This window comes from Roseomonas sp. TAS13, assembly GCF_001950415.1.
Classification (GTDB): domain Bacteria; phylum Pseudomonadota; class Alphaproteobacteria; order Acetobacterales; family Acetobacteraceae; genus Roseomonas; species Roseomonas mucosa.
Genome location: NZ_BDLP01000030.1, coordinates 1 through 25,588 on the forward strand (window position 1 = coordinate 1; position 25,588 = coordinate 25,588).

22 protein-coding genes, 1 tRNA gene and 1 pseudogene are annotated in these 25,588 nt (G+C 70.5%); 14 read left to right on the plus strand and 10 right to left on the minus strand.

Annotation, left to right across the window (positions count from 1 at the left end):
- The first annotated feature begins 206 nt into the window (after nt 1-206).
- Nucleotides 207-1,286: a translocation/assembly module TamB domain-containing protein gene (locus ROTAS13_RS04570; RefSeq protein ID WP_075821661.1), complete on the plus strand. Its 1,080-nt coding sequence runs from the start codon at nt 207-209 to the stop codon at nt 1,284-1,286.
- Between the two features lie 108 nt (nt 1,287-1,394).
- Nucleotides 1,395-1,580, plus strand: a complete 186-nt coding sequence (locus tag ROTAS13_RS04575) for a hypothetical protein (RefSeq protein ID WP_019459926.1) — start codon at nt 1,395-1,397, stop codon at nt 1,578-1,580.
- A gap of 89 nt (nt 1,581-1,669) precedes the next feature.
- Here ROTAS13_RS04575 and ROTAS13_RS04580 read toward each other — a convergent pair whose 3' ends face one another.
- A complete protein-coding gene (locus ROTAS13_RS04580) occupies nt 1,670-3,061 on the minus strand; it encodes a dipeptidase (RefSeq protein WP_075821662.1) in 1,392 nt (463 codons plus the stop codon).
- A gap of 271 nt (nt 3,062-3,332) precedes the next feature.
- Here ROTAS13_RS04580 and ROTAS13_RS04585 point away from each other — a divergent pair, with 271 nt between their 5' ends.
- Nucleotides 3,333-4,169, plus strand: a complete 837-nt coding sequence (locus tag ROTAS13_RS04585) for a prephenate dehydrogenase/arogenate dehydrogenase family protein (protein WP_075821663.1) — start codon at nt 3,333-3,335, stop codon at nt 4,167-4,169.
- Nucleotides 4,170-4,175: 6 nt separating this feature from the next.
- Here the strand turns inward: ROTAS13_RS04585 and ROTAS13_RS04590 are convergent, their stop codons facing one another.
- Together ROTAS13_RS04590 and ROTAS13_RS04595 are read right to left on the minus strand one after the other, a co-directional pair.
- Entirely contained in the window at nt 4,176-4,634 is a 459-nt protein-coding gene (locus ROTAS13_RS04590; RefSeq protein ID WP_019459929.1) for a heme-binding protein, read from the minus strand.
- A 160-nt stretch (nt 4,635-4,794) separates the two neighbouring features.
- On the minus strand, nt 4,795-5,025 hold the full coding sequence (locus ROTAS13_RS04595) for a hypothetical protein (protein ID WP_019459930.1): 231 nt from the start codon (nt 5,023-5,025) through the stop codon (nt 4,795-4,797).
- Nucleotides 5,026-5,202: 177 nt separating this feature from the next.
- On the opposite strand from ROTAS13_RS04595, the gene ROTAS13_RS04600 reads away from it, so the two are divergent.
- A complete protein-coding gene (locus ROTAS13_RS04600; protein ID WP_075821664.1) occupies nt 5,203-6,171 on the plus strand; it encodes an aldo/keto reductase in 969 nt (322 codons plus the stop codon).
- 80 nt (nt 6,172-6,251) lie between these two features.
- On the opposite strand, the gene ROTAS13_RS04605 is transcribed toward ROTAS13_RS04600, so the two are convergent.
- The 4 genes from ROTAS13_RS04605 to ROTAS13_RS04620 form a co-directional block, all read right to left on the minus strand.
- On the minus strand, nt 6,252-6,818 hold the full coding sequence (locus ROTAS13_RS04605; protein ID WP_019459932.1) for a DedA family protein: 567 nt from the start codon (nt 6,816-6,818) through the stop codon (nt 6,252-6,254).
- Nucleotides 6,819-6,992: 174 nt separating this feature from the next.
- A complete protein-coding gene (locus tag ROTAS13_RS04610; protein WP_075821665.1) occupies nt 6,993-7,346 on the minus strand; it encodes a DUF2934 domain-containing protein in 354 nt (117 codons plus the stop codon).
- Between the two features lie 530 nt (nt 7,347-7,876).
- A tRNA-Ser gene (locus ROTAS13_RS04615) sits at nt 7,877-7,969 on the minus strand.
- Between the two features lie 67 nt (nt 7,970-8,036).
- Entirely contained in the window at nt 8,037-8,669 is a 633-nt protein-coding gene (locus ROTAS13_RS04620) for a glutathione S-transferase family protein (protein WP_019459934.1), read from the minus strand.
- A 94-nt stretch (nt 8,670-8,763) separates the two neighbouring features.
- Between ROTAS13_RS04620 and ROTAS13_RS04625 the strand changes: the two genes are divergently transcribed.
- Entirely contained in the window at nt 8,764-9,111 is a 348-nt protein-coding gene (locus ROTAS13_RS04625) for a TM2 domain-containing protein (protein WP_083755404.1), read from the plus strand.
- A 108-nt stretch (nt 9,112-9,219) separates the two neighbouring features.
- Here ROTAS13_RS04625 and gatB read toward each other — a convergent pair whose 3' ends face one another.
- The 3 genes from gatB to gatC are packed head-to-tail and all read right to left on the minus strand — an operon-like array spanning nt 9,220 to nt 12,456.
- Nucleotides 9,220-10,674 carry an Asp-tRNA(Asn)/Glu-tRNA(Gln) amidotransferase subunit GatB gene (gatB, locus tag ROTAS13_RS04630; protein ID WP_075821666.1) on the minus strand — a complete coding sequence of 485 codons (1,455 nt, stop codon included), beginning with the start codon at nt 10,672-10,674 and terminating at the stop codon, nt 9,220-9,222.
- Nucleotides 10,671-12,155 (minus strand): Asp-tRNA(Asn)/Glu-tRNA(Gln) amidotransferase subunit GatA, encoded by a 1,485-nt coding sequence (gatA, locus tag ROTAS13_RS04635; RefSeq protein ID WP_075821667.1) that lies wholly within the window; start codon nt 12,153-12,155, stop codon nt 10,671-10,673. Before gatA ends, gatB begins: the two co-directional genes overlap by 4 nt.
- A gap of 1 nt (nt 12,156) precedes the next feature.
- Nucleotides 12,157-12,456 (minus strand): Asp-tRNA(Asn)/Glu-tRNA(Gln) amidotransferase subunit GatC, encoded by a 300-nt coding sequence (gene gatC, locus ROTAS13_RS04640; RefSeq protein WP_019459939.1) that lies wholly within the window; start codon nt 12,454-12,456, stop codon nt 12,157-12,159.
- A 450-nt stretch (nt 12,457-12,906) separates the two neighbouring features.
- On the opposite strand from gatC, the gene ROTAS13_RS04645 reads away from it, so the two are divergent.
- The 9 genes and pseudogenes from ROTAS13_RS04645 to ROTAS13_RS04685 form a co-directional block, all read left to right on the plus strand.
- Nucleotides 12,907-15,465, plus strand: a complete 2,559-nt coding sequence (locus ROTAS13_RS04645; protein WP_075821668.1) for a mechanosensitive ion channel domain-containing protein — start codon at nt 12,907-12,909, stop codon at nt 15,463-15,465.
- Nucleotides 15,466-15,610: 145 nt separating this feature from the next.
- Nucleotides 15,611-16,087 carry a Holliday junction resolvase RuvX gene (ruvX, locus tag ROTAS13_RS04650; RefSeq protein WP_026032992.1) on the plus strand — a complete coding sequence of 159 codons (477 nt, stop codon included), beginning with the start codon at nt 15,611-15,613 and terminating at the stop codon, nt 16,085-16,087.
- 86 nt (nt 16,088-16,173) lie between these two features.
- Nucleotides 16,174-17,115 carry an aspartate carbamoyltransferase catalytic subunit gene (locus tag ROTAS13_RS04655; RefSeq protein ID WP_075821674.1) on the plus strand — a complete coding sequence of 314 codons (942 nt, stop codon included), beginning with the start codon at nt 16,174-16,176 and terminating at the stop codon, nt 17,113-17,115.
- Nucleotides 17,115-18,398, plus strand: a complete 1,284-nt coding sequence (locus tag ROTAS13_RS04660; protein ID WP_075821669.1) for a dihydroorotase family protein — start codon at nt 17,115-17,117, stop codon at nt 18,396-18,398. Before ROTAS13_RS04655 ends, ROTAS13_RS04660 begins: the two co-directional genes overlap by 1 nt.
- Nucleotides 18,395-19,006, plus strand: a complete 612-nt coding sequence (gene plsY, locus ROTAS13_RS04665; protein WP_019459944.1) for a glycerol-3-phosphate 1-O-acyltransferase PlsY — start codon at nt 18,395-18,397, stop codon at nt 19,004-19,006. Before ROTAS13_RS04660 ends, plsY begins: the two co-directional genes overlap by 4 nt.
- Nucleotides 19,003-20,163 (plus strand): DNA-processing protein DprA, encoded by a 1,161-nt coding sequence (gene dprA, locus ROTAS13_RS04670; RefSeq protein ID WP_075821670.1) that lies wholly within the window; start codon nt 19,003-19,005, stop codon nt 20,161-20,163. Before plsY ends, dprA begins: the two co-directional genes overlap by 4 nt.
- Complete coding sequence (gene topA, locus ROTAS13_RS04675) at nt 20,160-22,898, plus strand: type I DNA topoisomerase (protein WP_075821671.1); 2,739 nt, start codon at nt 20,160-20,162, stop codon at nt 22,896-22,898. The genes dprA and topA overlap by 4 nt, the downstream gene beginning before the upstream one ends.
- Before the next feature lie 15 nt (nt 22,899-22,913).
- Nucleotides 22,914-25,187 carry a ribonuclease R gene (rnr, locus tag ROTAS13_RS04680; protein WP_075821672.1) on the plus strand — a complete coding sequence of 758 codons (2,274 nt, stop codon included), beginning with the start codon at nt 22,914-22,916 and terminating at the stop codon, nt 25,185-25,187.
- A 125-nt stretch (nt 25,188-25,312) separates the two neighbouring features.
- Nucleotides 25,313-25,588: pseudogene (locus ROTAS13_RS04685) on the plus strand (peptidase S41); the annotation flags it as partial.

Genomic DNA, 25,588 nt, shown 5'->3' on the forward strand with positions numbered 1-25,588 from the left:
TCGCCTTACGGTGGAGCTGTGCGTAGATGTGATCAAGAGACAGGGCGACCGGACAGCTCACCATCGACGCCCGCGCTGCCGGCACCGTCTCCGCCCCGCAGCTCAGCGGCGGCGCGACGCTGAGCAACGGCAGCTTCCGCAACCTCGAATACGGGGCGGCGCTGCGCAACATCGCGGCGCGCATCACGGCGCAGGGCGACCGTATCGTGCTGGAGAGCCTGACCGCCAGCGGCACCAGGGGCACGCTGAGCGCCCAGGGCGAGGCCCGGCCCTTCGCGCCGGGCCAGCCGTTGCGCATCGCCCTGACCAGCCAGGGGTTGCAGCCGGTGACCAGCGACCTCTTCACCGGGCTGTTCAACACCGACCTGCTGCTGGATGGCGGGCTCGCCTCCGGCCTGCGCGCCTCCGGGCGCATCGAAATCCCCGAGGCCACGCTCGGCATCCCCACCGGCCTGCCCGGCAGCGTGGCGGATCTGGGCGATGTGCGGGAGGTCGGGCGCGGTGCCCCGGTGCCCAGGCGCGCCCGGGCCGCATCCGCCACCCCGGCCGCCGCGAGCCAGCCCGACCCGCAGGCGGCACCGATCGCGCTCGACATCAACGTGGTGATCCCCGGCCGCTTCTACGTGCGCGGCCGTGGACTGGACGCGGAGATGGAGGGCAACCTCAAGGTCGGCGGCACCGCCTCGGCGCCGAACATCACCGGCTCGCTCAACATGGTGCGCGGCACCTTCACCCTGATCGACCGCCGCCTGAGCTTCTCGCGCGGCAACCTCGCCTTCAGCGGCGGCGTGATGCCGGACCTGGACTTCCTGGCCACCACCACGGTCCAGTCCACCACCATCAACGTGGCGATCTCGGGCAAGCCGACGGCGCCGAAGGTGGAGTTCACCTCCTCCCCCGAACTGCCGCAGGACGAGGTCCTGGCGCGGCTGCTCTTCGCGCGCCCGACCAGCCAGCTCTCGCCCTTCCAGATCGCCCAGATCGCCCAGGCCCTGGCGGGCGCGACCGGGGCGCTGGGCAGCGATTCCGACGGCGGCTTCTTCGGCCGCATCGCGAAGCGACTGGGCCTGGACCGGCTGGGCGTGGACTCCACCTCTTCCGGCGAACTCGGCGTCAAGGCGGGCGGCTATGTGGCGGACGGCGTCTATGTGAACGTCGATCCGGGAGCCACGACGGGCCAGCCGCGCGTCGGGGTGGAGGTCGAGCTGACCCCGCGCCTGAAGCTCAAGAGCACCACCGGCACGGACGGCCAGAGCGCGGGACTGTCCTACGAATACGAATACTGACGGCGCGGGACAGGGGGCCGGGCAGGCGACCGCACGGCCCCCCCCTTTGCCGTTTGCAGTCCGGTGGAATAGCTTATGTTCACACAGTGTTCAGGGGATGTGAGCCCGATGCGTGCCTTCGAGGGCCAGTTCAGCGACAACAAGCCGATCCAGCGGAACCGCGAGGAGAAGCGGCGTCTCCTGCGCGAGCTGGAGGAGACCCTGGCGGGGATGAAGGCACATGCCTCGCCCAGCCTGCGGGAAAGCCTGCGCACCCGCATCCAGGCGCTCAAGACGGAACTGGCCGGGCGCTGACCGGCTCCGCCTCCCGGCCCTGCCGAGGGGGCGGGGCGCAAGGATCAGGCCCCGTTTCCGGGGCCTGATCCTTTTGGGCCGGACGGCTCTCAGCCCGCCAGGGCGCCCAGCAGCCGGGCCTGTGCACGCGCCCCCCGGGTCAGGCAGCGCCACTCGAACTTCTCGTTCGGGCTGTGAACCTGGTCGTCGTCCAGGCCGAAGCCCATCAGCAGCGAGTCCAGCCCCAGGATACGCCTGAAGCTTTCCACCACGGGGATGGAGCCGCCGCATCCGATCATCGCCGGAGCCTTGCCGAACTCGTCGGTCAGGATCTCCTTGGCCCCGGCGACGAAGCGATTCTCCACCGGCACCACCACCGGCGCCGCCAGGGCGAAGACCTGGACCTCGGCGGTGCAGTCCTTCGGCAGCCGCGCCTGCACGAATTCTCTGATTCCGGCCACGATCTTCTCCGGGTCCTGCCGGCCCACGAGGCGGCAGGAGAGCTTGGCATGTGCCTCGGCCGCGATGACCGTCTTGGAGCCGTCGCCGGTATAGCCGCCCCAGATGCCGTTCAGGTCGCAGGTCGGACGCGCCCAGAGCCGCTCCAGCGCGCCGAAGCCACGTTCGCCCGCCGGCACGGAAAGCCCGACATCGCCCAGGAAGCGCGCCTCGTCGAAGCCGAGCTCTGCCCATTGCGCCGCCTGGGCGTTGGAAACCGGCTCCACCCCGTCATAGAAGCCGGGGATCTGCACCCGCCCGTCCTCGTCCTGCAACTCGCCCAGGATGCGGGTCAGCAGGTTGATCGGATTGCGGGCGGAGCCGCCATACATGCCGGAATGCAGGTCGCGCGAGGCGGCGCGCAGGTCGATCTGCACATAGGCCATGCCGCGCAGCCGGGTGGAGATGGCGGGGGTGTCGAAATCCCACTGGTTGGTGTCGCTGACCACCACCACATCGGCCGCCTTCAGCTCGGCGGCGTTCTCCTTCAGGAAGGCATCGAGGCTGGGCGATCCCACCTCCTCCTCGCCCTCGATCAGCGCCGTGACCCGGGCGGGGATGCCGCCGCCGACCTCGTGCCAGGCGCGCAGCGCGGCGAGCCAGGTCATCACCTGTCCCTTGTCGTCCACCGCGCCGCGCGCCACCACGCGGTCGCCATGCGGGCCGGGCACCACGGTCGGCTCGAAGGGCGGGCTGGTCCAGAGCCCGAAGGGCTCGGCCGGCTGCACGTCGTAATGGCCGTAATAGAGCAGGTGCGGCGCGTCGCCGGATTGCGGCCCCGGGTGATGCGCCACCACCACCGGATGCCCCGCCGTCTCGCGCACCCGCGCGTCGAAGCCGATCGCGGCCAGCTCGGCGGCCAGGAACTCGGCGGTGCGGCGGCAGTCGGCGGCATGGACGGGCTGGGCGCTGACGCTGGGGATGCGGAGGAGCTCGAAATACCGCTGGCGGAGCTGCGCCTCCTGCGCGTCCAGGTATTGCAGCACGGTCTCGGTCCGACTCATCGCGTCTCTCCTCGCAGGGGCGCGCAGGTTCCGCCCCGGCGCGGCGTCCCGCAAGGGCGGCGCCCGCGGGAAACGGCCCGCATTGACGCGGGGCGGTGCCGTGCCATGATGCGGGGCATGATCCAGGCCCAGCCCCTTCGGCGAAGCTATTACCCGCGCCCTCCCGTGGCGCGGCAAGGATCAGTCATTCCCTGATTGAGACGAGGCCGCCGGAAGGCGGCATACTTGTTCCTGCATCCTCTCCGGCGGCCCTTGCCGGAGCGCCGATGCCATGACCACGCCCCTTCCCTCCCTGCCCGCGATCACGCGGGACCCCTCCCGCCCCGGCCTCGGCCTGATCGGCGCGGGCGCCTTCGGCAGCTTCTGCCTGCCGCATCTGCGCCCCTTCTTCCGCATCCGTCTCGCCGATCCACGGCCCGATCTGCCGGAGATCGCCGCCCGCCACGGGGTTCGCGCCGCCAGCATCGCGGAGGCCGCGGCGCAGCCCTTCGTGCTGCTCGCCGTGCCGGTCGCCCAGGTCGCGGCGGCGGGCGCCGCCATCGCCCCGCATCTGCGCCCCGGCGCGCTGGTGGTGGACACCTGCTCCCTCAAGCTGGAGCCGCTGCGCCTGCTGCGGGAGATCCTGCCGAACTTCGTCGATCTGGCGGGCACCCATCCGCTCTTCGGGCCGAACAGCGGGCGCGACGGGATCGCCGGGCTGCGGGTCACGGTCTGCCCGGGACGCGGGCGCAGGCACCGGCTGGTGGCGCGCTTCCTGGAACGCGCCCTCGCCCTCACCGTGATCCGTTCGAGTGCCGAGGCGCATGACCGGGAGATGGCGCAGGTGCAGGGGCTGACCCATCTGGTCGCCCGGCTCGTGGACAGCCTCGGCCTGCCCCGCCCCAGCCAGACCACGCCGAGCTTCGAGCAGCTGATGCGGGCGGTGGAGGCAGTGCGGGACGATTCCGAGGCGCTGTTCCGGGCGATCACCCAGGAGAACCCCTTTGTCCCGCCGCTGACGGCGCGCTTCTTCGCCACGGCGCGGGAGATGCAGGCGCGGATGTTGCCCGCTCCTTCCCTCGACCGCCTCCCCGGCCCTGCCGGGGAGGCGGTCGGGGACGCCGTCTGAAGGCGCTCAGTCCCCGGTGTCGGGCATCAGGCCGGCGGCCTTGATTCCGGCTACGGCGGCGGCCTCATCCTTCTCCGACAGGTCGCCGGATACGCCAACGGCGCCCAGGACCTTGCCGTCGGCATCCCGCAGCAGCACGCCGCCAGGCACCGGCACGGCGGAGCCGCCGGTGAGATCGGACAGCGCGTTCATGAAGGCGGGCATGTTCTGGGCGCGCCGCGCCAGCTCACGCCCACCAAAACCCAACGCCAGCGCCGCATTGGCCTTGCCCTGGGCGATGCCGGGGCGGAGCAGGCTGCAGCCGTCCTCACGCAGCATGCCCTTGAGCTGCGCCGCCTGGTCCAGCACCACCACGGTCAGGGGCGCGAGGCCGAGGCGGCGGCCTTCCGCCAGGGTTTCAAGCAGGATCGTCTGCGTGGCTTCCAGCGTGACGCCGTGATCGAAGCCGGTCGGGGGATTGGCCATGGTCGAGCCTCCGGAGATGCGATCCCGCAGAACAACCACGGCCGGGCGCCCGCAGCCAGCCCCCAGGGCGCCCGAATCCGCGGGGCACCGCTGGCCGGGCCGCGATGATGACCCCGACCGGAAACCCGCCCGCTGAGGAGACCGCGTTCAGGGCGCCGGTTCAGGGAGCCGGCTCGGGGCGCTCCATGCTGTAGGGCAGCGGCGTCCAGCTCTCGCCGTCGAAGCTCCAGGAGCGCCCGTCGGTCGTGTCGATCAGGAAGGCCGCCACACCGCCTTTCGGCAGGCCGCTGCAGACGATCTGGAAGCGGCCCACCGGCCCGGCCGCCGATTGCGCCACCGCCGCCAGATCGGCCTCGGCCGGGAAAGGCACCGGGTCCGTGATGTCGCTCATTCCGTATCTCCTTTGCGCGGTGTCCCGTCGCCGGGCCGGCATGCTACCGGTCAACGCCGGAAGCCGCGGCCGGCTGCCTGCCACGCTGCATCGCACGGCATCGGGGCAGCGGCTTATGCCTCGCCCGGCTTTGCGGCAGACCGGTGCGGCACGACAGCAGCGAAGGGGATTCGGGCCATGAAATACCGACAGCTCGGCCGCAGCGGCCTTACCGTCTCGGCAGTCTGCCTGGGCGGCAATTCCTGGGGTGCGGCCGGGCGGCGCGCCTGGGGTGCCTTCGACGAGGAAGGATCGAAGCCCTTCTTCCGCGCCGCGCTCGATGCCGGGATCAACTTCTTCGACACGGCCGATGTCTACAATCTCGGCGAAAGCGAGCGGATCATCGGCGCCACCCTGCTGCGCTTCGCAAGACGCGAGGAGGTCGTGGTCTCCACCAAGATCGGCAACGCGATGAGCGACCGCCCCAATGGCTCGGGCATCGGCCGCAAGCACCTGCGAGAGGCCATCGACGCCTCGCTGAAGCGTCTCGGCACGGATTACGTGGACCTGCTGCAGATCCACCGGCTGGATGCCGTCACTCCGGTCGAGGAGATGATGGAGGCGCTGAACGACATGGTCCGCGCCGGCAAGGTCCTCTACATCGGCGGCTCCACCATGCCGGCCTGGCGCTTCGCCCAGATGTGCGCCGTGGCGGAGTACCGCGGCTGGGCGAGGCCGGTGGCGATGCAGAACCTCTACAATCTCGTGCAACGGGAGGAGGAGCGGGAGATGATCCCCCTCTGCCTGGAACAGGGTGTCGGGCTTGTCCCCTACTCGCCCCTGGCGCGCGGCTTCCTCGGCGGCAACCGCAGCCGCGAAGGGGCGGAGAGCCAGCGCGCGAAGACCGACAAGCTGGCCGACGGGCTCTATCGGGAAAGCGACTTCGCCGTGCTGGATGCGCTGAAGGCCATCGCAGCGGCCCGCGGGGTGAAGCCGATGCAGGTCGCACTTGCCTGGCTGCTGAGCAGGCCGGTGATGGCCGCGCCGATCTTCGGCGTTTCCGACCCGGCACAGATCGCCGATGCGGCGGCTGCCACGGAGATCGCGCTCACCCCGGAGGAGATCGCCGCCCTGGAGGCGCCCTACGAGCCCCGCGCCTCCGCCTGAAAGCGGAACGGGGCGCCTTCCGTGAGGAAGGCGCCCCGTTCGACGGCATCGGTTCCGGACATGGCGCCCGGCAGAAGGGCCTATTCCGCCGCGACCAGGGCGCGGTTGCGGCGCTGGCGGATCAGCTTCACCACCAGGAAGAGGATGACCCCGAAGCCGATCGCCCCCAGGGCATAGAAGGTGTTCTTCTCCCCCAGCCAGGCCACGGCGAACCAGCCCGCGCCCACAAAGGCGGCGGCCCAGATTCCGGCGGCCACGAAGTTCAGCATCATGAAGCGCAGCCGGGGCATGCCCGCCACGCCGCAGGCGGCGGCCGCGACATTGCGGATGCCATAGGCGAAGCGGAAGGTCAGGACGAACAGAGCGCCATAGCGTTCCAGGATGTTCATCGCCTGGGTCAGTCGCCTTTCGGCGCCCGGGATCTTGCGCACGGCCTTGGCGCCGTAGCGCTGGCCCAGCGTGAACCAGAGTTGGTCGCCGAGGAAGGAACCGCCCCAGACCGCGAACATCAGAATCCAGGGATCGATCAGTCCCGTGGCGCGTCCGGCGGCGGAGGCAAGGAGCACGAAGGTCTCGCCCTCGAAAAACGCCCAACAGGCCGCCGCCAGATAAGCGAGCGCGCCCCAGTCCGCCCAGAATTCAGCCACCAGATGCGCTCCCGACACCTCTGTAGAGGACAAAATGCCCGACCCCAAGAAATTGTGAAACAGCTTTCTGTGGCGTCGTCGCGGTTTTCGAGATGCCAAGGCTGCGCCCACACCGCTGCCATGTCCCTTTCGGTCGGGACATGGCAGCGTCCTGGAACGGCCCGGCATCCAGCATTACGCCTTGGCCTTAGACTTCTTGGGGGCCTTGTCGTCCTTCCCGGCGTGCTTCTCGGCTTTTCCGGCCTTCACGGTGGCCTTGCGGGACTCTGCCTTCACCTCGGCAGCGACCGTGCCGATCACCTTCGGACGCCGGGCTTTTGCGGCGACGGCCTTGGCATCCTCCTCAGCCTTGGCTGCGGCGGCAGCCTGCATCTCCAGCGGTTCGCCTCCAGAAGCCTGGCCGGACAGCAGCCGGCTCGCCTGTTCCCAGTGCGCGCCCGCCATGCCGTCCGGGCAGCCGGCGTCCTTCCACAGGAAATAGGCAAGCTCCCGGATGCGTGCTTCGTCATCGGGTACATGTCCGGCCATACGACCTCCTCTTCTCGAATCAGGTCCTGTCTTCGCAGTCAGGGCCCCGGTCGTGGTCAGAATGAAATCTGGCGATCATCCGGGCCAGTTGAAGGGCCCCGGGAATCGGGAGGCGCCGCATTCACAATTGCGATGGACCCCGTGCCCTTCCGATCACACAACCGTGGGGATGTTTCCGGTGAAGAATATCATGAAAGAAAAAGATTTCGATCAAAATTGAGATTTTTCAACCATGGGTTGCTGGAATCAGCCGAGATATTCCGGCACTTTCCCGTTGCTGCGGGCGCGGTGCCAATCACGACCAACCCCCCCGATATGGCGCCGAGAGCCCCCCTCCTTTGGCCCGCAGCCTTTTTCCCTTTTCCTGGTGAAAACCTGCTTGGCGAGGCGATGTGGATGCCTGCACCTCGAGCGGGCTGCCACGGGCGGCATCCTGGCCCCGCAGATGCGGGATGGTGCAGGAGGGCGGTTCGGAAGTGCGATCCCCGTCTCGCGGCCATCACGTATTCAGATCGTTCAGGAAAAGGAAATGGCGGAGGGGATGGGATTCGAACCCACGATAGGACTTGACATCCTATAACGGTTTAGCAAACCGCCGCCTTCGGCCACTCGGCCACCCCTCCGCAGGAGTGGAAAGTCTCACGGCGTTGCGGGGGTGCTTCTAGCCGCGACCGAAGGCGCCGTCAAACCTCAGGAAAGCGGGATTTCGAAGCCACGCTTCGTGGCCGGGCGAGCCATCATCCGATCGTACCAGGCGGCCAGGTTCGGCAGGTCGTCGAAGGGCACCAGATGCCGCTCGTGCCGCCAGGCCCAACCCAGGATGGCGAAGTCCGCCACGCTCGGCTCCCCCTCGGTCGCCACGAACTCGCGCCCGGCCAGGCGCTTGTCCAGCACGCCATAGAGCCGCCTGGTCTCCTTGCCGTAGCGCTCCACGCCATAGTCGCGCGCCGGACCCTCCGGCTGGCCCAGGAAGTGGTGGACCTGCCCCGGCATAGGGCCGAGTCCGCCCATCTGCCACATCAGCCATTCCAGCACCGGCACGCGGGCCCGCAGGTCGCGCGGCAGGAACTTCCCGGTCTTCTCGCCGAGATAGAGCAGGATCGCGCCCGACTCGAAGACGCTGATCGGCCTGCCATCCGGCCCTTCCGGATCGACGATCGCCGGAATACGGTTGTTCGGGCTGATCCGCAGGAAATCGGGCTCGAACTGCTGGCCCTTGGTGATGTCCACGGTCTTCACCGAGTAGGGCAGCCCCATTTCCTCCAGCGCCACGCTGATCTTGCGTCCGTTGGGTGTGTTCCAGGTGTGCAGCGTGATGCTCATGCCGGGCCTCGTCTTGTCATGGCGGCTGGTCTACTCCGGCGGCGCGGCCCGCATCCCCATATGCAAGGGGAAGAGACCGAAGAGGATCTGCCGGATGTCACAGTTCTTCAACGTATCGCCCAGCGGTCTCCCCCAAGGGGCGGCGCCGGGCGAAGCGATGATGATGATGCAATACGACGCCAACAAGAAGTCCGCCCTGGTCGCCTATGTGCTCTGGTTCTTCCTGGGCTGGCTGGGCATCCACCGCTTCTATCTGGGTCGGACCATGAGCGGCGTGGTGATGCTGCTGATCACCGCGCTGAGCTGGGTCCTGAGCCTGATCTTCATCGGCCACCTGGGCTTCCTGCTGGTGGGCATCTGGCTGTTCGTGGACATCTTCCTGATCCCCGGCATGACCCGCCGCTACAACAACGACCTGATCGCCTCGCTACGACGGCGATAGAGCGAATCGCCCCGGGGAAGCCACGCCCCGTACGCCATGCCCCAGGGCAAAGGAAAAGGGACCGGCGGCATATGCCACCGGCCCCTTTCCCGCCCCGTCCCTCCGGCCTCAGCCGGCGAGCTTGGCCTTGATCACCTCGTTCACCAGGGCCGGATTACCCTTGCCCTGCATCGCCCGCATCGTCTGGCCGACGAAGAAGCCGAAGAGCTTCTCCTTGCCGGAACGGAATTCCGCCACCTTGTCGGCGTTCTTCGCCAGGACCTCGTCCACCACCGCCTCGATGGCGCCGGTATCGGTCACCTGCCTCAGCCCCCGCTCCTCCACGATCTCGCCGGGCGAGCGGCCCGTCTCGACCATGGCCTCGAAGACCTCCTTGGCCAGCTTGCCGGACAGGGTGTTGTCCGCCATCAGGTCCAGCAGCGCGCCCAGATCCTTCGCCGAGACCGGGGAAGTGGTGATGTCCGTCCTGGTGCGGTTCAGCGCCGCGAAGAGATCGCCCATCACCCAGTTGGCCGCCTGCTTGGCATCGCGCCCGCGGGCGACCTCCTCGTAATAGGCGGCCGTCTCCTTCTCCAGCGTCAGCACATGGGCGTCATAGGCGGTGAGGCCGTATTCGCCGACATAGCGGGCGCGGCGGTCGTCCGGCAGCTCGGAAAGCCCGGATTTCAGCTCCTCGATCCAGGCCGGCTCCAGCACCAGCGGCGGCAGGTCCGGGTCGGGGAAGTAGCGGTAGTCATGCGCATCCTCCTTGGAACGCATGGAGCGCGTCACGCCCCGGCCGGTGTCGAAGAGCCGCGTCTCCTGCTCCACCGTGCCACCCGATTCCCAGACCTCGATCTGGCGCCGCGCCTCGGCCTCGACGGCCTGCATGACGAAGCGGATGGAGTTGACGTTCTTCACCTCGCAGCGCGTGCGGAACCCCTCCCCCGCCTTGCGGACGGAGACGTTCACGTCGGCGCGGAGGCTGCCTTCCTCCATGTTGCCGTCGCAGGTGCCGAGATAGCGCAGGATCTGCCGCAGCTTGGTGACATAGGCCCCGGCCTCTTCCGGCGAGCGGAGATCCGGCTCGGAGACGATCTCCATCAGCGCCACGCCGGCCCGGTTCAGGTCCACGAAGGTCCGCGACGGGTCCTGGTCGTGCAGCGACTTGCCGGCATCCTGCTCCAGATGCAGGCGGGTGATGCCGATCTCCTTCGTCGTGCCGTCGGAGAGCTCGATGGTCAGCTTGCCCTCCCCCACGATGGGGAAAGCGAACTGGCTGATCTGATAGCCCGTCGGCAGGTCGGCGTAGAAATAGTTCTTCCGGTCGAAGCGCGACCAGGGATTGATCTTCGCCTTCAGCCCCAGCCCGGTGCGCACCGCCTGGGCCACGCATTCCCGGTTGATGACCGGCAGCATGCCCGGCATGCCGGCATCCACGAAGGAGACCTGGCTGTTCGGCGGAGCGCCGAACTCGGTCGCCGCGCCGGAGAAGAGCTTGGCTTCGGAACTGACCTGGGCATGGACCTCCAGCCCGATCACCAGTTCCCAGGGGCCGGTCTCGCCCTCGATCACATAGCTCATGCGAAAGCCCTCACGCCCGGCAGGGCGGTGAAATCGGCGGCCCGCTCCAGGGCGGTGCCGACCGCGAAGACGGTCTCCTCGTCGAAGGGCTTGCCGATCACCTGCAGGCCCAGCGGCAGGCCCTGCGTGTCCAGCCCGGCCGGGACCGAGAGGCCCGGGAGGCCGGCGAGGTTCGCCGTCACGGTGAAGACGTCGTTCAGGTACATGGCGACGGGGTCGTCCTGCTTCTCGTCCGCGCCGAAGGCGGCCGAGGGCGTGGCGGGCGTCAGGATGGCGTCCACCTTCTCCCAGGCCTCGTCGAAGTCGCGCTTGATCAGCGCCCGCACCCGCTGCGCCTTCAGGTAGTAGGCGTCGTAGTAGCCGGCGGAGAGCACATAGGTGCCGATCATGATGCGGCGCTTCACCTCGGCGCCGAAGCCGGCGGCGCGGGTGTGCTCGTAGAGATCCTTGAGGTCGCCGCCCGTGGAAACGCGGGCGCCGTAGCGCACGCCGTCATAGCGGGCGAGGTTCGAGGAAGCCTCGGCCGGCGCCACGATATAGTAGGTCGGCAGCGCGTATTTCGTGTGCGGCAGGGAGATCTCGACGATCTCCGCGCCCTCGGCGCGCAGCCAGTCGAGCCCCTGCTCCCACAGCCTTCCGATCTCCTCCGGCATGCCCGGCAGGCGGTATTCCTTGGGTACGCCGATGCGCAGCCCCTTCACCCCGCGCGCGCAGGCCGCCGCGAAATCCGGCACCGGCAGGTCCACCGAGGTGGAGTCCTTGGGGTCGAACCCGGCCATGGAGCCGAGCAGCAGGGCGCAGTCCTCCACGGTCCGTGCCACCGGCCCCGCCTGGTCGAGCGAGGAGGCGAAGGCCACCACGCCCCAGCGCGAGCAGCGGCCATAGGTCGGCTTGATCCCGGCGATGCCGCAGAAGGCCGCCGGCTGGCGGATGGAGCCGCCCGTGTCGGTCGCCGTGGCGCCCAGGGCCAGCCGCGCCGCGACGGCGGCGGCGGAACCGCCCGAGGACCCGCCGGGAACCAGCTTCGTGTCCGGGTCGTTGCGGCGGGACCAGGGATTCTCCACGCCGCCGAAGGCGGAGGTGGCGTTGGAGGAGCCCATGGCGAACTCGTCCAGGTTCACCTTGCCCAGGAAGACCGCGCCGTCCCGCAGCAGGTTGGCGGTGACGGTGCTCTCATAGGGCGGCACGAACTCGCCCAGGATGCGGCTAGCCGCCGTGGTGCGGGTGCCCTCGGTGCAGAACAGGTCCTTGATGGCCAGCGGCACGCCGTCCAGCCTGCCCGCCTGCCCTGCCTTGCGGCGGGCGTCGGAGGCGCGCGCGGCCTCCAGCGCCTTTTCCGCCGTGACGGTGATATAGGCGTTGATCCGGGGGTTCAGAGCCTCGATCGCGTCCAGATGGGCGCGGGTCAGCTCCTCGGAGGTGATCTCGCCCTCGTTCAGCGCGTCCAGCGCGCCACGGAGCGTGAAATCGGTCGGGCGCATCTTATTCGACGACCTTCGGAACGGTGAAGAAATCGCCCTGGCGGTCGGGCGCGTTGGCGAGGACCTTCTCCGGCATGCCGCCGTCGGTCACCACGTCGTCCCGCATGCGCAGGACGGCGAGCTCGGGCATGGCGGCACCGCCCGCCAGGGGCTCGATGCCGGCCGTGTCCACGGCCTGGAGCTGTTCCACCCAGGCCAGGATGCCGTTCAGCTCGGCTTGCAGGCGCGTGACCTCCTCATCCTCCAGATGGATGCGGGCGAGCGACGCGACGCGCCGGACGGTGGCGGTATCGAGCGACATGTTCGGGAAGGAACCCCAGTTCAGAGTACAGACAAGGGCCAGGAAGCGAGCGGCGGGCCCGAAGTCAAGGGCCGTGCGCCATCGGGCGGGGCGAAGCAACTCCCGGAAGCCCGCGGAAACCCCGCCCGACCCCGGCATTCCGGCGAGCCACGGCCCGTGGCGCTGCAACCCGGCGCGCCCGGGCGGCTTTTGCCCGTGGCGGGCCGCCGGGGTGCCAAGGCGGGAAACGAAGGGCGGGAAACGAAACGTAACTCCGGACGCGCAGTGGTCGATCCCCTGGTGGGTTCGGCCTAAAGCACCGCCCACCGAGATAGACCACGGCCGGATGGGGCCGCGGCCCCTTGGCCTGTCCTTGGAGCCGTGCCCCGGCACAGCGAAGAGGACAGTGACTGGATGAGGCTTCTGCGCGTCGGAGACGGACCGCCCCCGGGCCGGGACCGCCGGGGGACCATGGCCACCGGGATGGGATGCCATGGTGCGAGGATCCCGGCCCCTGGCCTGCACCTGTCCCTGCTGCTGCTGGCCGCGCTGCTCGTTCTCGTGGCACCCGGTCTGGCGCAGCCCGCCCTGGCCCAGAGTGCCAACCAGAACGCCGCCACCTCCGCCCCCACGGCCGGGCTGACGCCCGAGGAGGCGCGCCGGGCGCTGGAGGTGCTGCAGAACGACGCGCGCCGCCGGGACGTCATCACCGCCCTGGAGGCCATCGCCCGCGTCGCACCTGCCTCCACGGCGGCTCATCCCGCGGCGACCGGTCCGGCCGCATCCGACCAGGGCGGCGCCACGGCCCCGGCGGCCGGTGGCTCCCCCCCGGCCTCGCCGGCTCCGGCGCAGGGGGCCGCCGCACCGGCTGCCGCCGCGCCCGCCGAACCCGCCGCCGCGCCGGAGAAGCGCGTCTCGCTGCAGGCGGATGGCATCCTGGCGCAACTCATCGTGGCGCTTTCCGGCTGGTTCGCGAATGCCTCGGACTACCTGGTCACCGCCGGGCGGACCGTGGGCAATGTTCCGCTGGTCTGGGACTGGATCGTCCGTACCGCGACCAACCCCTATGCCCAGTCCACCATCCTCGACGCGGGCTGGAAGCTGGTCCTGGTCCTCGCCCTGGCTTGGACGGCGCGGCGCCTGGTCACGCGCGCCCTGCGCCGGCCGACCGCCATGGTCGTCCATCGGGCTGAGGAAGGCGTGGCCCGGCGGCGGCGCGAGCGCGAGGTGATGGGCCCGGAGGCAGCCGGCCTCGCCAGCCGGGCGGAGCTGCGCTTCCTGCGCCGCCTGCCGCTCGCCCTGCTGCGCCTGCTGCTGGAGCTGCTGCCCGTTGCCGCCTTCGCCGCCGTGGGCAACCTGCTGCTGGCCACGCCGCTGAACGATGGCTGGACGGTGCCGCTGATCATCCTGGCCGCCGTCAATGCCTATGTGGTCCAGCATATCGTGATGGCCATCTGCCACATGCTGGTCTCGCCGGATCAGGCGGCCCTGCGCCTTTTCAACATCGGCGACGAGACCGCCGCCTATGTCGAGGTCTGGCTCGCCCGGATCAGCCGCGTCGTGGTCTATGGCATGGCTGCGCTGGAGATGGCCCGGGTGCTGGGCCTCTATAGCCTGGCCTATACGTCCGCGATGAAGCTGCTGATCCTCGTCACGCACCTGATGATGGTCGTGGTGATCCTGCAGTGCCGCAAGCCGGTGGCCGAGGCGATCGCCGCCCCGCACGGCTCGCGCAGCACCTTCGCCCTGGCGCGGAACTGGCTGGCCGCCATCTGGCACGTGCTGGCGATCTTCCTGATCCTGGCCATCTGGTTCGTCTGGGCGGTGGAGATCCGCAACGGCTACGGCCTGCTCTTCCGCTATTTCGGCCTGACCGTGCTGGTGCTGGTGGTGGCCCGCCTGATCACCGTTGGCATCCTGGGCTTGCTGGACCGGGTCTTCCGCATCGATGCGGAAAAGAAGCTGCGACTGCCCTTCCTGGAGGAACGGGCCAACCGCTACTACCCCGCCCTGCGCCGGCTGATCTCGCTCGCCATGGCGGTGGTGACGGTGCTCGCCGTGCTGCAGGTCTGGGGGGTGGATGCCTTCGCCTGGTTCCACAATGGCCGGCTGGGCGAGCGCATCGCCAACTCCGCCGTGGTGGTGCTGATCGCCGCCGTGGTCGCGGTGGTGATCTGGGAGATGACCAATTCCTGGGTGGACCGGCAGATCGCCGACATGTCCGCGCGGGGCGACTATGCCCGCTCCGCCCGGCTGCGCACCCTGCTGCCGCTGCTGCGTACCGCGCTGCTGACCGCCATCCTGGTCGTGGTGGGCTTCACCGCCCTCAGCCAGCTCGGCGTCAACATCGCCCCGCTGCTGGCCGGCGCCTCGATCATCGGCGTGGCGCTGGGCTTCGGCTCGCAGAAGCTGGTGCAGGACGTGATCAACGGCATGTTCCTGCTGCTGGAGAACGCCATGCAGGTGGGCGACTGGGTGACCGTCTCAGGCCTGTCCGGCTCGGTGGAGGCGCTCTCCGTCCGTACCATCCGGCTGCGGGCGGGTGACGGCTCGGTGCATGTCATCCCCTTCTCCTCCGTGACCACGGTTACCAACACCAACAAGGGCATCGGCAACGCCGCCGTCTCCGTTACCGTCTCCGCCGACGAGGACACCGACCGGGTGGGCGAGGTGCTGAAGGAGATCGGCGCCGGGCTGCGCGAGGACCCGGCCTTCCGCGACAGCATCCTGGACGACTTCGCCCTCTGGGGCGTGGACAAGGTGGACGGCGCCACCGCGACCGTGCTGGGGCAGATGAAGTGCCGCGACAGCGGCCGCTGGGGCGTGCAGCGCGAATACAACCGCCGCATCAAGAAGCGCTTCCAGGAACTGGGAATCCAGATCGCGGTGCCGGCGCAGAACATCATCCTCACCCGCCCGCAGAAGCGGGAGGAGCCGGCGCCGGAGCGTGGGGCTGGCCGTGGGGTGGAGGAGAACTCGGCGGCCGAGACCCGCTCCCCGCCCCCTGCGGCGCTCGGCAACACGGAATAGCGGCACCCAGCTCGCATCGCGTGAGAACGTCGTGTCCCATGATACTGAACTTGCGGCCATCATGGGGCGCGCCCCGGTTCCGACAAGGCTGGGTGGCGTGGCGCGTGCTTGACGGGGCGGGCCGCCCCGGCGAAAGCCCGGGCTCATGCCCCTTTTGCCCTTGCCCGAGTTGCGGGCCGCCCTTCCCCGGGATGCCCGGCTGATCGGGATCGATCCCGGGCGCCGGACCATCGGCCTCGCCCTGTCGGACGTGCTGCTGATGCTGGCCACCCCCTATCGCGCGATCCCCCGGGGCAAGCTCGCCGCCAATGCCGCCGAGATCCGCGCCATCGCCGCACGCGAGGGTGCGGGGGGGCTGGTGGTGGGGCTGCCGCTGGGGCTGGACGGCTCCTTCGGCCCCGCCGCCCAGGCCGCCAAGGACTGGGCCATGGCAGTGTCCGAGGCGACCGGCCTGCCCGCCGCCCTCTGGGACGAGCGCCTCTCCTCCTCCGCTGTGAACCGGATGCTGATCGGCGAGGCCGACCTGTCCCGCGCCAAGCGGGCGAAGGCGGTGGATGCCGCCGCCGCCGCCTACACGCTGCAATCGGCGCTGGACGCCACCCGCCCGCCGCCCGCCCCGTAACCCCCCGGACGGACCGGAACGCAGCGGGCTTCCGCCGAATCCACGCCGCGCCTATGGTCCGCCGCGACATTGGACGCCTGCCCGGAATGGTTGCCTTTCCCTCCCGACACCTCCTGGCCATCGAGGGCCTGCACCCCCTCTATATCGGGGAGCTGCTGGACCTCGCCGAGAACTACGCGCTGCTCAACCGCTCCGGGCAGACCCGGCGCGACGTGCTCAAGGGCCGGACGCTGATCAACCTCTTCTTCGAGGACTCGACCCGCACCCGCACCTCCTTCGAGCTGGCGGGCAAGCGGCTGGGCGCGGACGTGATCAACATGTCCGTCTCCAACAGCAGCGTGAACAAGGGCGAGACGCTGCTCGACACCGCCTCCACGCTGAATGCCATGAAGACGGACCTGCTGGTGGTCCGCCACGCCCAGTCCGGAGCCCCGGCCCTGCTGAGCCAGAAGGTGGACGCGGCGGTGATCAACGCGGGCGACGGCACGCACGAGCACCCGACCCAGGCCCTGCTGGATGCGCTGACCATCCGCCGCCACAAGGGGCGCCTGGAGAACCTGACCGTCGCCATCTGCGGCGACGTGCTGCATTCCCGGGTGGCGCGCTCCAACATCCACCTGCTGAGTGCCATGAACTGCCGGGTGCGGATCGTCGGCCCGCCGACCCTGATCCCCGCCGCCGCCGGCCGGCTGGGGGTGGAGATCCACCACGAGATGCGCTCCGGCCTGAAGGACGCCGACGTGGTCATGATGCTGCGCCTGCAGAAGGAGCGCATGGCCGGCGGCCTCGTTCCCTCGGCCCGCGAGTTCTTCCGCTTCTACGGGCTGGATGCGGAGAAGCTGCGCGTCGCGAAGCCCGACGCCATCGTCATGCATCCCGGCCCGATGAACCGGGGCGTGGAGATCGACAGCGCCGTGGCCGACGACCCCGGCCGCAGCGTGATCGGCGAGCAGGTGGAGATGGGCGTGGCCGTCCGCATGGCCGTGCTCGACATCCTTTCGCGTGGCCCGGGCCGGAACGACCGCTGATGACCGACACGATCTTCACCAACGTCCGGCTGCTCGACCCGGCTGGCGGTCTCGACGTCGCCGGCGGCCTGCTGGTGCGCGACGGCACGATCGCCGAGGTGCTGCAGGGCGGCCCGGCGGGCATTCCCGAGGGTGCCACGGTGGTGGATGGCGGCGGCGCCTGCCTCGCCCCCGGGCTGATCGACCTGCGCGCCGCCGTGGGCGAGCCGGGCGCCGAGCACCGGGAGACCATCGCCTCCGCCGCCCTGGCGGCGGCGGCGGGCGGCATCACCACGCTCTGCGCCCTGCCGGACAGCGAGCCGGCGCTGGACGATCCGGCGCTGCTGCAATTCGTGCTCCGGCGCGGCGAGGCTACGGGCAGCCTCTCGATCCTGCCCTATGGCGCCGCCACGCGCGGCTGTGCCGGCAAGGAAATGACCGAGTTCGGCCTGTTGCGGGAGGCCGGGGCGGTGGCCTTCACCGACGGCAACCATGCCATCGGCGATGCCAGGACCATGCGGATCGCCCTCTCCTATGCCCGGGCCTTCGGCAGCTTCATCGTGCAGCACCCGGCCGTGCCCAGCCTGTCGCGCGGCGCGGCGGCGACCGAGGGCGAGCTGGCGACGCGGCTCGGCCTGCCCAGCGTGCCGGCAGCGGCCGAGGCGATGCAGGTCGCCCGCGACATCGCCCTGGCGCGGCTGACCGGCGGCCATGTCCACTTCGCCCATCTCTCGACGGCGGCGGCGCTGGAACTGGTGCGCGAGGCCAAGGCCGAGGGGCTGCGCGTCACCTGCGACACGGCGCCGCCCTATTTCGACCTGAACGAGACGGCGATCGGCGACTACCGCACCTATGCCAAGCTGGAGCCGCCGCTGCGCCCCGAGAGCGACCGCGAGGCGGTGGTGGCGGCCCTGGCGGATGGCACAGTCGATGCCATCGCCTCCGACCACCAGCCGCGCGACGCCGACGACAAGCGCCTGCCCTTTGCCCAGGCCGAGGCCGGCGGCGCCGGGCTGGCGACGCTGCTCTCCGTCACCCTGGCCCGCGTCCATGCCGGGGACCTGCCGTTGCTGCGGGCCATGGCGCTGCTGACCGCCGGTCCGGCGAAGCTGCTGGGGCTGGAGTCCGGGCGCCTGGCCGCCGGCGCCCCGGCGGACCTCGTGCTCTTCGACCTGGAGCGCGCCTGGAAGGTCGAGGCCGGCAGGCTGCCCGGCAAGGCGCAGAACTCGCCCTTCGACGGGCGGGCGCTGGAGGGCCGGGTCATCGGGACCTGGAAGGCCGGGCGGCGGGTCTTCGGCGGATGAGCCCCTGGACACTCCATCTGCTGGGCCTGCTGATCGGGCTGCTGCTGGGCTCCATTCCCTTCGGGCTGATCCTGACCCGGGCCGCCGGGCTGGGGGATATCCGCAGCATCGGCTCCGGCAATATCGGCGCCACCAACGTGCTGCGCACCGGCAACAGGAAGCTGGCCGCCGCCACCCTGCTGCTCGACGCGCTGAAGGGCACGGCGGCGGTGCTGCTGGCCGCGGCCCTGCTCGGCCCCGGCGCGGCACCGGCCGCGGCGGTGGGCGCTGTGCTGGGGCACTGCCATCCGCCCTGGCTCGGCTTCCGGGGCGGCAAGGGCGTGGCGACCTCGCTCGGCGTCTTCCTGGCGCTGTCCATCTGGGTCTTCCTGGCGGCGGCGCTGGGCTGGCTGGCGGTGGCGAAGGTCACGCGGATCTCCTCCGCCGGGGCCCTGGGCGGCTTGGCCATCGCGCTGCTGGCCGCCTGGGCGCTGGAGGTGCCGGCCGTCGCCATCGCGGTGACGCTGATCGTGCTCTACGTCTATGTTCGGCACCATGAGAACATCCGCCGGCTGCTGGCCGGCACGGAGCCCCGGATCGGGCAGGGCAAGGAGAAGCCGGGCGCTTGAACGAGGCGGAGGCCCTGGCCCGTCTGCGGCTGGCCCGCACCGACGGCATCGGCACGGTGCGCTTCCGCGCCCTGCTGGAACGCTTCGGCAGCGGCCTCGCCGCGCTGGAGGCCCTGCCCCGCTGGCCGGCGCGGCGGGATGGCGGGCGCTTCGCGCCGCCGCCCCCCGACACGGTCCGGCGGGAATACGACGCGGTGCGGGAAGCGGGTGGCCGTTTCCTGCACTGGCAGGAAGACGGCTATCCCGAGATCCTGTCCCTGATCGGCGATCCCCCGGCGGTGCTGGCGGTGCTGGGCGACCCGTCCATCCTGGCGCTGCGGCACGTCGCCATCGTCGGCGCGCGGAACGCCTCGGCCCCTGGGCGCCGCATCGCCGAGGAGATCGCGGCGGCGCTGGCCGGGGGCGGAATCGCCGTTACCTCCGGCCTGGCGCGCGGGGTGGACACGGCGGCGCATGAGGGCGCGCTGCGGAAGGGGCGCACCGTGGCGGTCCTGCCCGGCGGGCTGGATGTCGCCTACCCGCCCGAGAATGCCCGGCTACAGGAGCGGATCGCGGCGGAGGGCGGGGCGCTGGTGGCCGAGTATCCGCTGGGGACGCAGCCCTCCCATCGCCATTTCCCGCGCCGCAACCGGATCGTCGCCGGGCTGAGCCTGGGGGTGGTCGTGGTGGAGGCCGCGATGGGGTCCGGCACGCTGCTCACCGTCCAGCATGCCATCGAGGCCGGGCGCGAGGTTTTCGCCGTGCCGGGCAGCCCGCTCGACCCACGCTGCCGGGGCTCCAACGACCTGCTGCGGCAGGGCGCGACCCTCTGCGAACATGCCGGGGACGTGCTGGCGCACCTGCCGGAAGCACCCCGGCCGGTCTCGCTGCGCCTGCCCGAAACGGGCCGGACGGCAGGCGCCGGGCCGCGCCCCGGCGCGATGGATTCGCCGCCAGAACCAATGCCGGAGGGTTCGGAGACAGGCTATCTGCTTGACCTGATTGGCTATTCTCCCGTGGCGGTTGACGAAATCCTGCGCCGCTGCCACCTCTCGCATTCCGATCTTCAGGGCCTGATCGCCGATCTTGAGATGTCAGGACGGATCGAGGTGCTGCCAGGAAACCGCATTGTCCGATCCGCCGTTGCGGGTCGGGAGGACACCTCAGAGCAAAAATGACCGACGTCGTCGTCGTAGAATCCCCCGCCAAGGCCAAGACCATCAACAAGTACCTGGGTGGCGGCTACAAGGTCATCGCCTCCTTCGGCCATGTGCGCGACCTGCCCGCCAAGGACGGTTCCGTGCGGCCTGAGGAAGGCTTCGCCATGGACTGGGAGTCCGAGGAGCGCGGGGAGCGGCAGCTGCGCGAGATCGCCTCGGCGCTGAAGGGGGCCAAGCGGCTCTTCCTCGCCACCGACCCGGATCGCGAGGGCGAGGCCATCTCCTGGCATGTGCGGGAGATGCTGGAGAAGAAGCGGCTGCTGAAGGGCCTCGAGGTCCACCGCATCACCTTCAACGAGATCACCAAGCGCGCCGTCCAGTACGCCATCGACCATCCGCGCGACCTGGATACGCCGCTGATCGAGGCCTATCTGGCCCGGCGCGCGCTCGACTACCTCGTGGGCTTCACGCTGTCCCCCGTGCTCTGGCGCAAGCTGCCGGGCAGCCGCTCGGCCGGGCGGGTGCAGTCGGTCGCGCTGCGCCTGATCTGCGAGCGCGAGGCGGAGATCGAGGTCTTCAGGCCACGCGAGTACTGGACGGTGGAGACGCGCTTCGCCACGCCGATCGGGGCGCATTTCACCGCGCGGCTGACGCATCTGGACGGCAGGCGGCTGGAGCAGTTCGACCTGCCGGACGAGGCCGCCGCGAAGCGCGCCGTCGTCGCCATCGAGGCGGGCGAGTTCAGCGTCGCCTCGGTCGAGAAGAAGCGGGTCCGCCGCAATCCGCAGGCGCCCTTCACCACCTCGACCCTGCAGCAGGAGGCCTCGCGCAAGCTGGGCTTCGGTGCCCAGGCGACGATGCGCCTGGCGCAGCAGCTCTACGAGGGCGTGGAGATCGGCGGCGAGACGGTCGGCCTGATCACCTATATGCGGACCGACGGCGTGCAGATGTCGGCCGAGGCGATCCAGGCCATCCGCGGCCATGTCGGCGAGGAATTCGGCCAGAACTACCTGCCGCCGCAGGCCCGCGAATATTCCTCCCGCGCCAAGAACGCCCAGGAGGCGCACGAGGCGATCCGCCCGACCGACGTGCAGCGCACCCCGATGCAGGTGGCGCGCTACCTGAACCCGGACCAGCGTCGCCTCTACGACCTGGTCTGGAAGCGCGCCGTGGCCAGCCAGATGGCCTCGGCGGAGCTGGACCAGACCACGGTGGAGATCGCCGAGGGCACGGGCCGGACGAAGCTGCGCGCCACCGGCTCGGTGATCGCCTTCGACGGCTTCCTGAAGCTGTACCGCGAGGATGTGGACGACGCCCCCGCCGCCGCCCTCGGCGATGAGGATGGCCGCGTGCTGCCTCCGATGGCGGAGCGGGACGCGCTGAAGCGCGGTGAGGTCACGCCGGAGCAGCATTTCACGCAGCCGCCGCCGCGCTATTCCGAGGCTTCCCTGGTGAAGAAGATGGAGGAGCTCGGCATCGGCCGCCCCTCCACCTATGCCTCCATCCTGCAGACGCTGCAGGACCGCAGCTATGTGAAGCTGGAGAAGCGCCGCTTCCAGCCGGAGGATCGCGGCCGCCTCGTCACCGCCTTCCTGGTGGCCTTCTTCGAGCGCTACGTGGACACCAACTTCACCGCCGCGCTGGAGGAGAAGCTCGACGACATCAGCGGCGGCCGCGCCGACTGGCGGGAGGTCATGGCCGAGTTCTGGGACGCCTTCTCCAAGGCCGTGGCCGCGACCAAGGACCTCAAGATCAGCGACGTGATCGACGCGCTGGACGAGGATCTGGGGCCGCATTTCTTCCCGCCCGCGGATGATGGCAAGGACCCGCGCGAATGCCCGAACTGCCATACCGGGCGGCTCGGGCTGCGGCTGGGCAAGACGGGCGCCTTCATCGGCTGCTCCAACTACCCGGAATGCCGCTACACGCGCCCGCTGATCGCCCCCGGCGCCGAGGGCGACGAGACGGCGGGCTTCGCCGACGGCGTGCGTGAGCTGGGCACGAGCCCGGACGGGCTGCCGGTTACCATGCGGCGCGGACCCTATGGCATCTATGTCCAGCTCGGCGAACCGGGGGTGGACGAGAAGGGCAAGCCGACCAAGCCGCGCCGCGCCAGCCTGACCCGGGGCATGGAGCCGGAAGGGGTGACGCTGGAACGTGCTCTCGCCCTGCTGTCCATGCCGCGCATCGTCGGGGTGCATCCCGAGACGGGCGAGGAGATCACCGCCCATCTCGGGCGTTTCGGCCCGTATCTGACCATGGGCACGCTGTCCAAGTCGCTCGACAAGGACGATGACGTGCTGACCGTCGGCCTGAACCGGGCCGTGGCGCTGCTGGCCGACGCCAAGCCACGTTCCGTGGTGCTGGGCGAGCACCCGAAGGACGGCGTGCCGGTCGAGATCCGCCGCGGCCGCTTCGGCCCCTATGCCCAGCATGGCCAGATCGTGGCCAGCCTGCCCCGCAACGTCCAGGCGGAGGATTTCACCCTGGAACAGGCGGTGGCGCTGCTGGCTGAGAAGGGCAAGCCGCTTCCCGCCAAGGGAGGCAAGGGCGGAGCCAAAGGCAAGGCCAAGGCCGGGGCGAAGAAGGCGGCCGCGAAACCCGCCGCCGGCGACGGGGAGGCGAAGCCCGCCGCCAAGGCCCCCGCCACGAAGAAGGCCGCGCCGCGCAAGGCGGCCGGCAAGACGGTGGCCAAGGCCGCCGCCGGCAAGCCCACGGCCAAGCCGGCGGCGCGCAAGACCGCCAAGGCCTGAGCGGACGCCGTCGCGATGGCACGCCGCATCGCGGGCACTCCCGGCCGGCCAAGCCTTCGCGTGAAGCTGCGCCGTGGCGCCGGCCCCCAGGCCAGCGCCCGCCGTCGCGCTGCCGCCGAGCCCGAGGCCCCGGCCAGCCTGCCGACGCGGGAGGAGCTGCGCGCCTTCCTGCGTGCCGCTGGCGGCACGGTGGGCAAGAGCCAGATCGTGCGGCATTTCGGCCTGGGCGTGGAGCACCGGCCGGCCCTGCGCGCCCTGCTGAAGGAGCTGCGGGCCGAGGGCAGCGCCGCGCCTTCCGGCCGCCGCTCCTTCCGCCATGCCGCCAACCTGCCGGAAACCGCGATCGTCGAGGTCTTCGGCACCGACCCGGATGGCGATCCCCTCGCCCGCCCGGTGAACTGGGAGAACGGCCGCCCGCCGCTGATCTACATGCGCCCCGAACCGAAGGGGCAGCCGGCCCTGGCGCCGGGCGACCGGGTGCTGGCGCGGCTGAAGCCGGCGGGGCGCGAGAAATACGAGGGCCGCACGATCCGCCGCCTCGCGGAACAGGGTTCCTCCCGCGTGCTGGGCATGTTCGAGAAAGGCCTGGTCCGCCCGGTGGACCGGCGCATCCGGGCCGACTGGCGCGTGCCGCCCGGCGAGGAGAACGGCGCCGGGGATGGCGACCTCGTCCTGGCGGAACCCCTCCCCGGCCACGGGCTGGGCCTGCGTCCCGTGCGGGTGCTGGAGCGGCTGGGCAGGATAGGCGAGCCCCGCTCGGTCTCGCTGGTCTGCATCCATGCCCATGGCATCCCCGACGCCTTCGACGGCGAGGCGCTGCGCCAGGCCGAGCGTGCCCGCGGCGTCGGGCCGGAGGGGCGCGAGGACCTGCGCGACCTGCCGCTGGTCACCATCGATGGCGAGGACGCGCGGGACTTCGACGATGCTGTCCATGCCGAAGGCGATGGCAAGGGCTGGCAGGTGACGGTCGCCATCGCCGATGTCGCGCATTACGTCCGCCCCGGCTCGGCGCTGGACCGGGAGGCGCGGCGGCGCGGCAACAGCGTCTATTTCCCCGACCGGGTCGTGCCGATGCTGCCGGAGGCGCTCAGCAACGGCTGGTGCTCCCTGCGCCCGGACGAGGATCGCGGCTGCCTTTTCGTGCGGATGCATTTCGACGCAGAGGGGCGGAAGCAGTCGCACCGCTTCGGGCGCGGCCTCATGCGCTCCACCGCCCGGCTGACCTATGAGGCGGTGCAGTCGGCGCACGAGGCCGGCGAGGCGCGGTTCGACGAGCTCTACGGCGCCTACCGCGCCCTGCTGGGCGCGCGGGAGAAGCGCGGCACGCTGGACCTCGACCTGCCGGAACGGAAGGTGGAGCTGAGCCCCGAGGGCAAGGTGCTGGCGGTGCGGCCGCGCGCCCGACTCGACAGCCACCGGCTGATCGAGGAATTCATGGTCGCCGCCAATGTCTGCGCGGCGGAGGAGCTGGAGCGGCTGCACCAGCCCTGCATGTACCGGGTCCATGACCGCCCCTCCGACCTGAAGATGGAAGGGCTGCGGCAGTTCCTGGACACGTTCGGCCTGTCCCTGCCGCCCGGCAACGAGTTGCGCCCACGGGACTTCGCGCAACTGCTGGAACAGGTGAAGGACCGTCCCGAGGAGCGGCTCGTGCATGAAACGGTGCTGCGGGCCCAGTCCCAGGCGGAATACGCGCCGGACAACATCGGCCATTTCGGCCTCGCCTTGCGCCGCTATGCACATTTCACGAGTCCGATCCGCCGTTACGCAGACCTTCTGGTCCATCGCGCCCTGATCGCCGGCCTGCGCCTCGGCCCGGACGGTTTGACAAGCGAGGAAGCCCAGGGGTTTACCGAAACCGGCGAAGACATCACGCGAACCGAGCGCCGCGCCGCCCAGGCGGAACGCGACGCGGTGGACCGCTATCTCGCCGCCTATATGGCGGACCATGTCGGTGCTACTTTCCCCGCACGGGTTTCCGGGGTGACACGCTTCGGTCTCTTCGTCACGCTGGACACCAATGGCGCGAGCGGAATCGTTCCGATTCGCGTCTTGCCGGATGACCGATGGGAACACGAGGAAGGCGCGCAGCGCTTGGTGGGCCGTCATACGGGCCTCGCCTTCTCGTTGGGACAGCCGGTCGAGGTTCGCCTGGCCGAGGCCATGCCCCTGACCGGCAGCCTGACATTCGATCTCCTGCAAGGCGACCCGCGCGTGGGTCGCAAGGCGGGCGTGAAGCGCCCTGCCGCTGGCAGGGCCCGTTCCGGCGCTTCGTCGCGGCAGCGCTGATCCTGCTTGTTCCGGCCCTGCTCCTGGGGGCTGGACCGGCACGCGCGCAGACCTACCCGGCCCCGCTGATCGAGACCACGCTCCAGGCGGGTTTCGAAGCGATCGCCGAGCGGCATCTCGATCCCGTGACGCCACCCGACCTCGCGCTCTGGGCGCTGCGCGGGCTGACTGCCCTGGAGCCGGGCTTCGACGTGGAGGCGCGCGACGGCGTGTTGCGCGTCTCGCTGCTGGGGCGGAGCCTGGCGCAGCGCGCCACGCCGAACACCTTGGCCGAGGCCGCCACCGCCCTGTCCTGGCTCTATGGCGCGGCCTGGGGGGTCTCCCCCACCCTGCGGCGGGCCGGGGCGGACGCGCTGCTGCAGGCCAGTTTCGACGAGGTGTTCAACCACCTGGACCCCTAC

Excerpts from the sequence above, each read along its gene's own strand:
- ROTAS13_RS04660 (WP_075821669.1), top strand. The coding sequence starts at position 17,115 with ATGACCGACACGATCTTCACCAACGTCCGGCTGCTCGACCCGGCTGGC.
- gatB (WP_075821666.1), bottom strand. The coding sequence starts at position 10,674 with ATGAGCTATGTGATCGAGGGCGAGACCGGCCCCTGGGAACTGGTGATC.
- ROTAS13_RS04610 (WP_075821665.1), bottom strand. The coding sequence starts at position 7,346 with ATGGCCGGACATGTACCCGATGACGAAGCACGCATCCGGGAGCTTGCC.
- ruvX (WP_026032992.1), top strand. The coding sequence starts at position 15,611 with ATGCCCCTTTTGCCCTTGCCCGAGTTGCGGGCCGCCCTTCCCCGGGAT.
- ROTAS13_RS04655 (WP_075821674.1), top strand. The coding sequence starts at position 16,174 with ATGGTTGCCTTTCCCTCCCGACACCTCCTGGCCATCGAGGGCCTGCAC.
- ROTAS13_RS04575 (WP_019459926.1), top strand. The coding sequence starts at position 1,395 with ATGCGTGCCTTCGAGGGCCAGTTCAGCGACAACAAGCCGATCCAGCGG.
- ROTAS13_RS04645 (WP_075821668.1), top strand. The coding sequence starts at position 12,907 with ATGGCCACCGGGATGGGATGCCATGGTGCGAGGATCCCGGCCCCTGGC.
- ROTAS13_RS04600 (WP_075821664.1), top strand. The coding sequence starts at position 5,203 with ATGAAATACCGACAGCTCGGCCGCAGCGGCCTTACCGTCTCGGCAGTC.
- ROTAS13_RS04625 (WP_083755404.1), top strand. The coding sequence starts at position 8,764 with ATGTCACAGTTCTTCAACGTATCGCCCAGCGGTCTCCCCCAAGGGGCG.
- ROTAS13_RS04620 (WP_019459934.1), bottom strand. The coding sequence starts at position 8,669 with ATGAGCATCACGCTGCACACCTGGAACACACCCAACGGACGCAAGATC.
- gatA (WP_075821667.1), bottom strand. The coding sequence starts at position 12,155 with ATGCGCCCGACCGATTTCACGCTCCGTGGCGCGCTGGACGCGCTGAAC.
- ROTAS13_RS04595 (WP_019459930.1), bottom strand. The coding sequence starts at position 5,025 with ATGAGCGACATCACGGACCCGGTGCCTTTCCCGGCCGAGGCCGATCTG.
- topA (WP_075821671.1), top strand. The coding sequence starts at position 20,160 with ATGACCGACGTCGTCGTCGTAGAATCCCCCGCCAAGGCCAAGACCATC.
- gatC (WP_019459939.1), bottom strand. The coding sequence starts at position 12,456 with ATGTCGCTCGATACCGCCACCGTCCGGCGCGTCGCGTCGCTCGCCCGC.
- plsY (WP_019459944.1), top strand. The coding sequence starts at position 18,395 with ATGAGCCCCTGGACACTCCATCTGCTGGGCCTGCTGATCGGGCTGCTG.
- ROTAS13_RS04585 (WP_075821663.1), top strand. The coding sequence starts at position 3,333 with ATGACCACGCCCCTTCCCTCCCTGCCCGCGATCACGCGGGACCCCTCC.
- ROTAS13_RS04590 (WP_019459929.1), bottom strand. The coding sequence starts at position 4,634 with ATGGCCAATCCCCCGACCGGCTTCGATCACGGCGTCACGCTGGAAGCC.
- ROTAS13_RS04580 (WP_075821662.1), bottom strand. The coding sequence starts at position 3,061 with ATGAGTCGGACCGAGACCGTGCTGCAATACCTGGACGCGCAGGAGGCG.
- rnr (WP_075821672.1), top strand. The coding sequence starts at position 22,914 with ATGGCACGCCGCATCGCGGGCACTCCCGGCCGGCCAAGCCTTCGCGTG.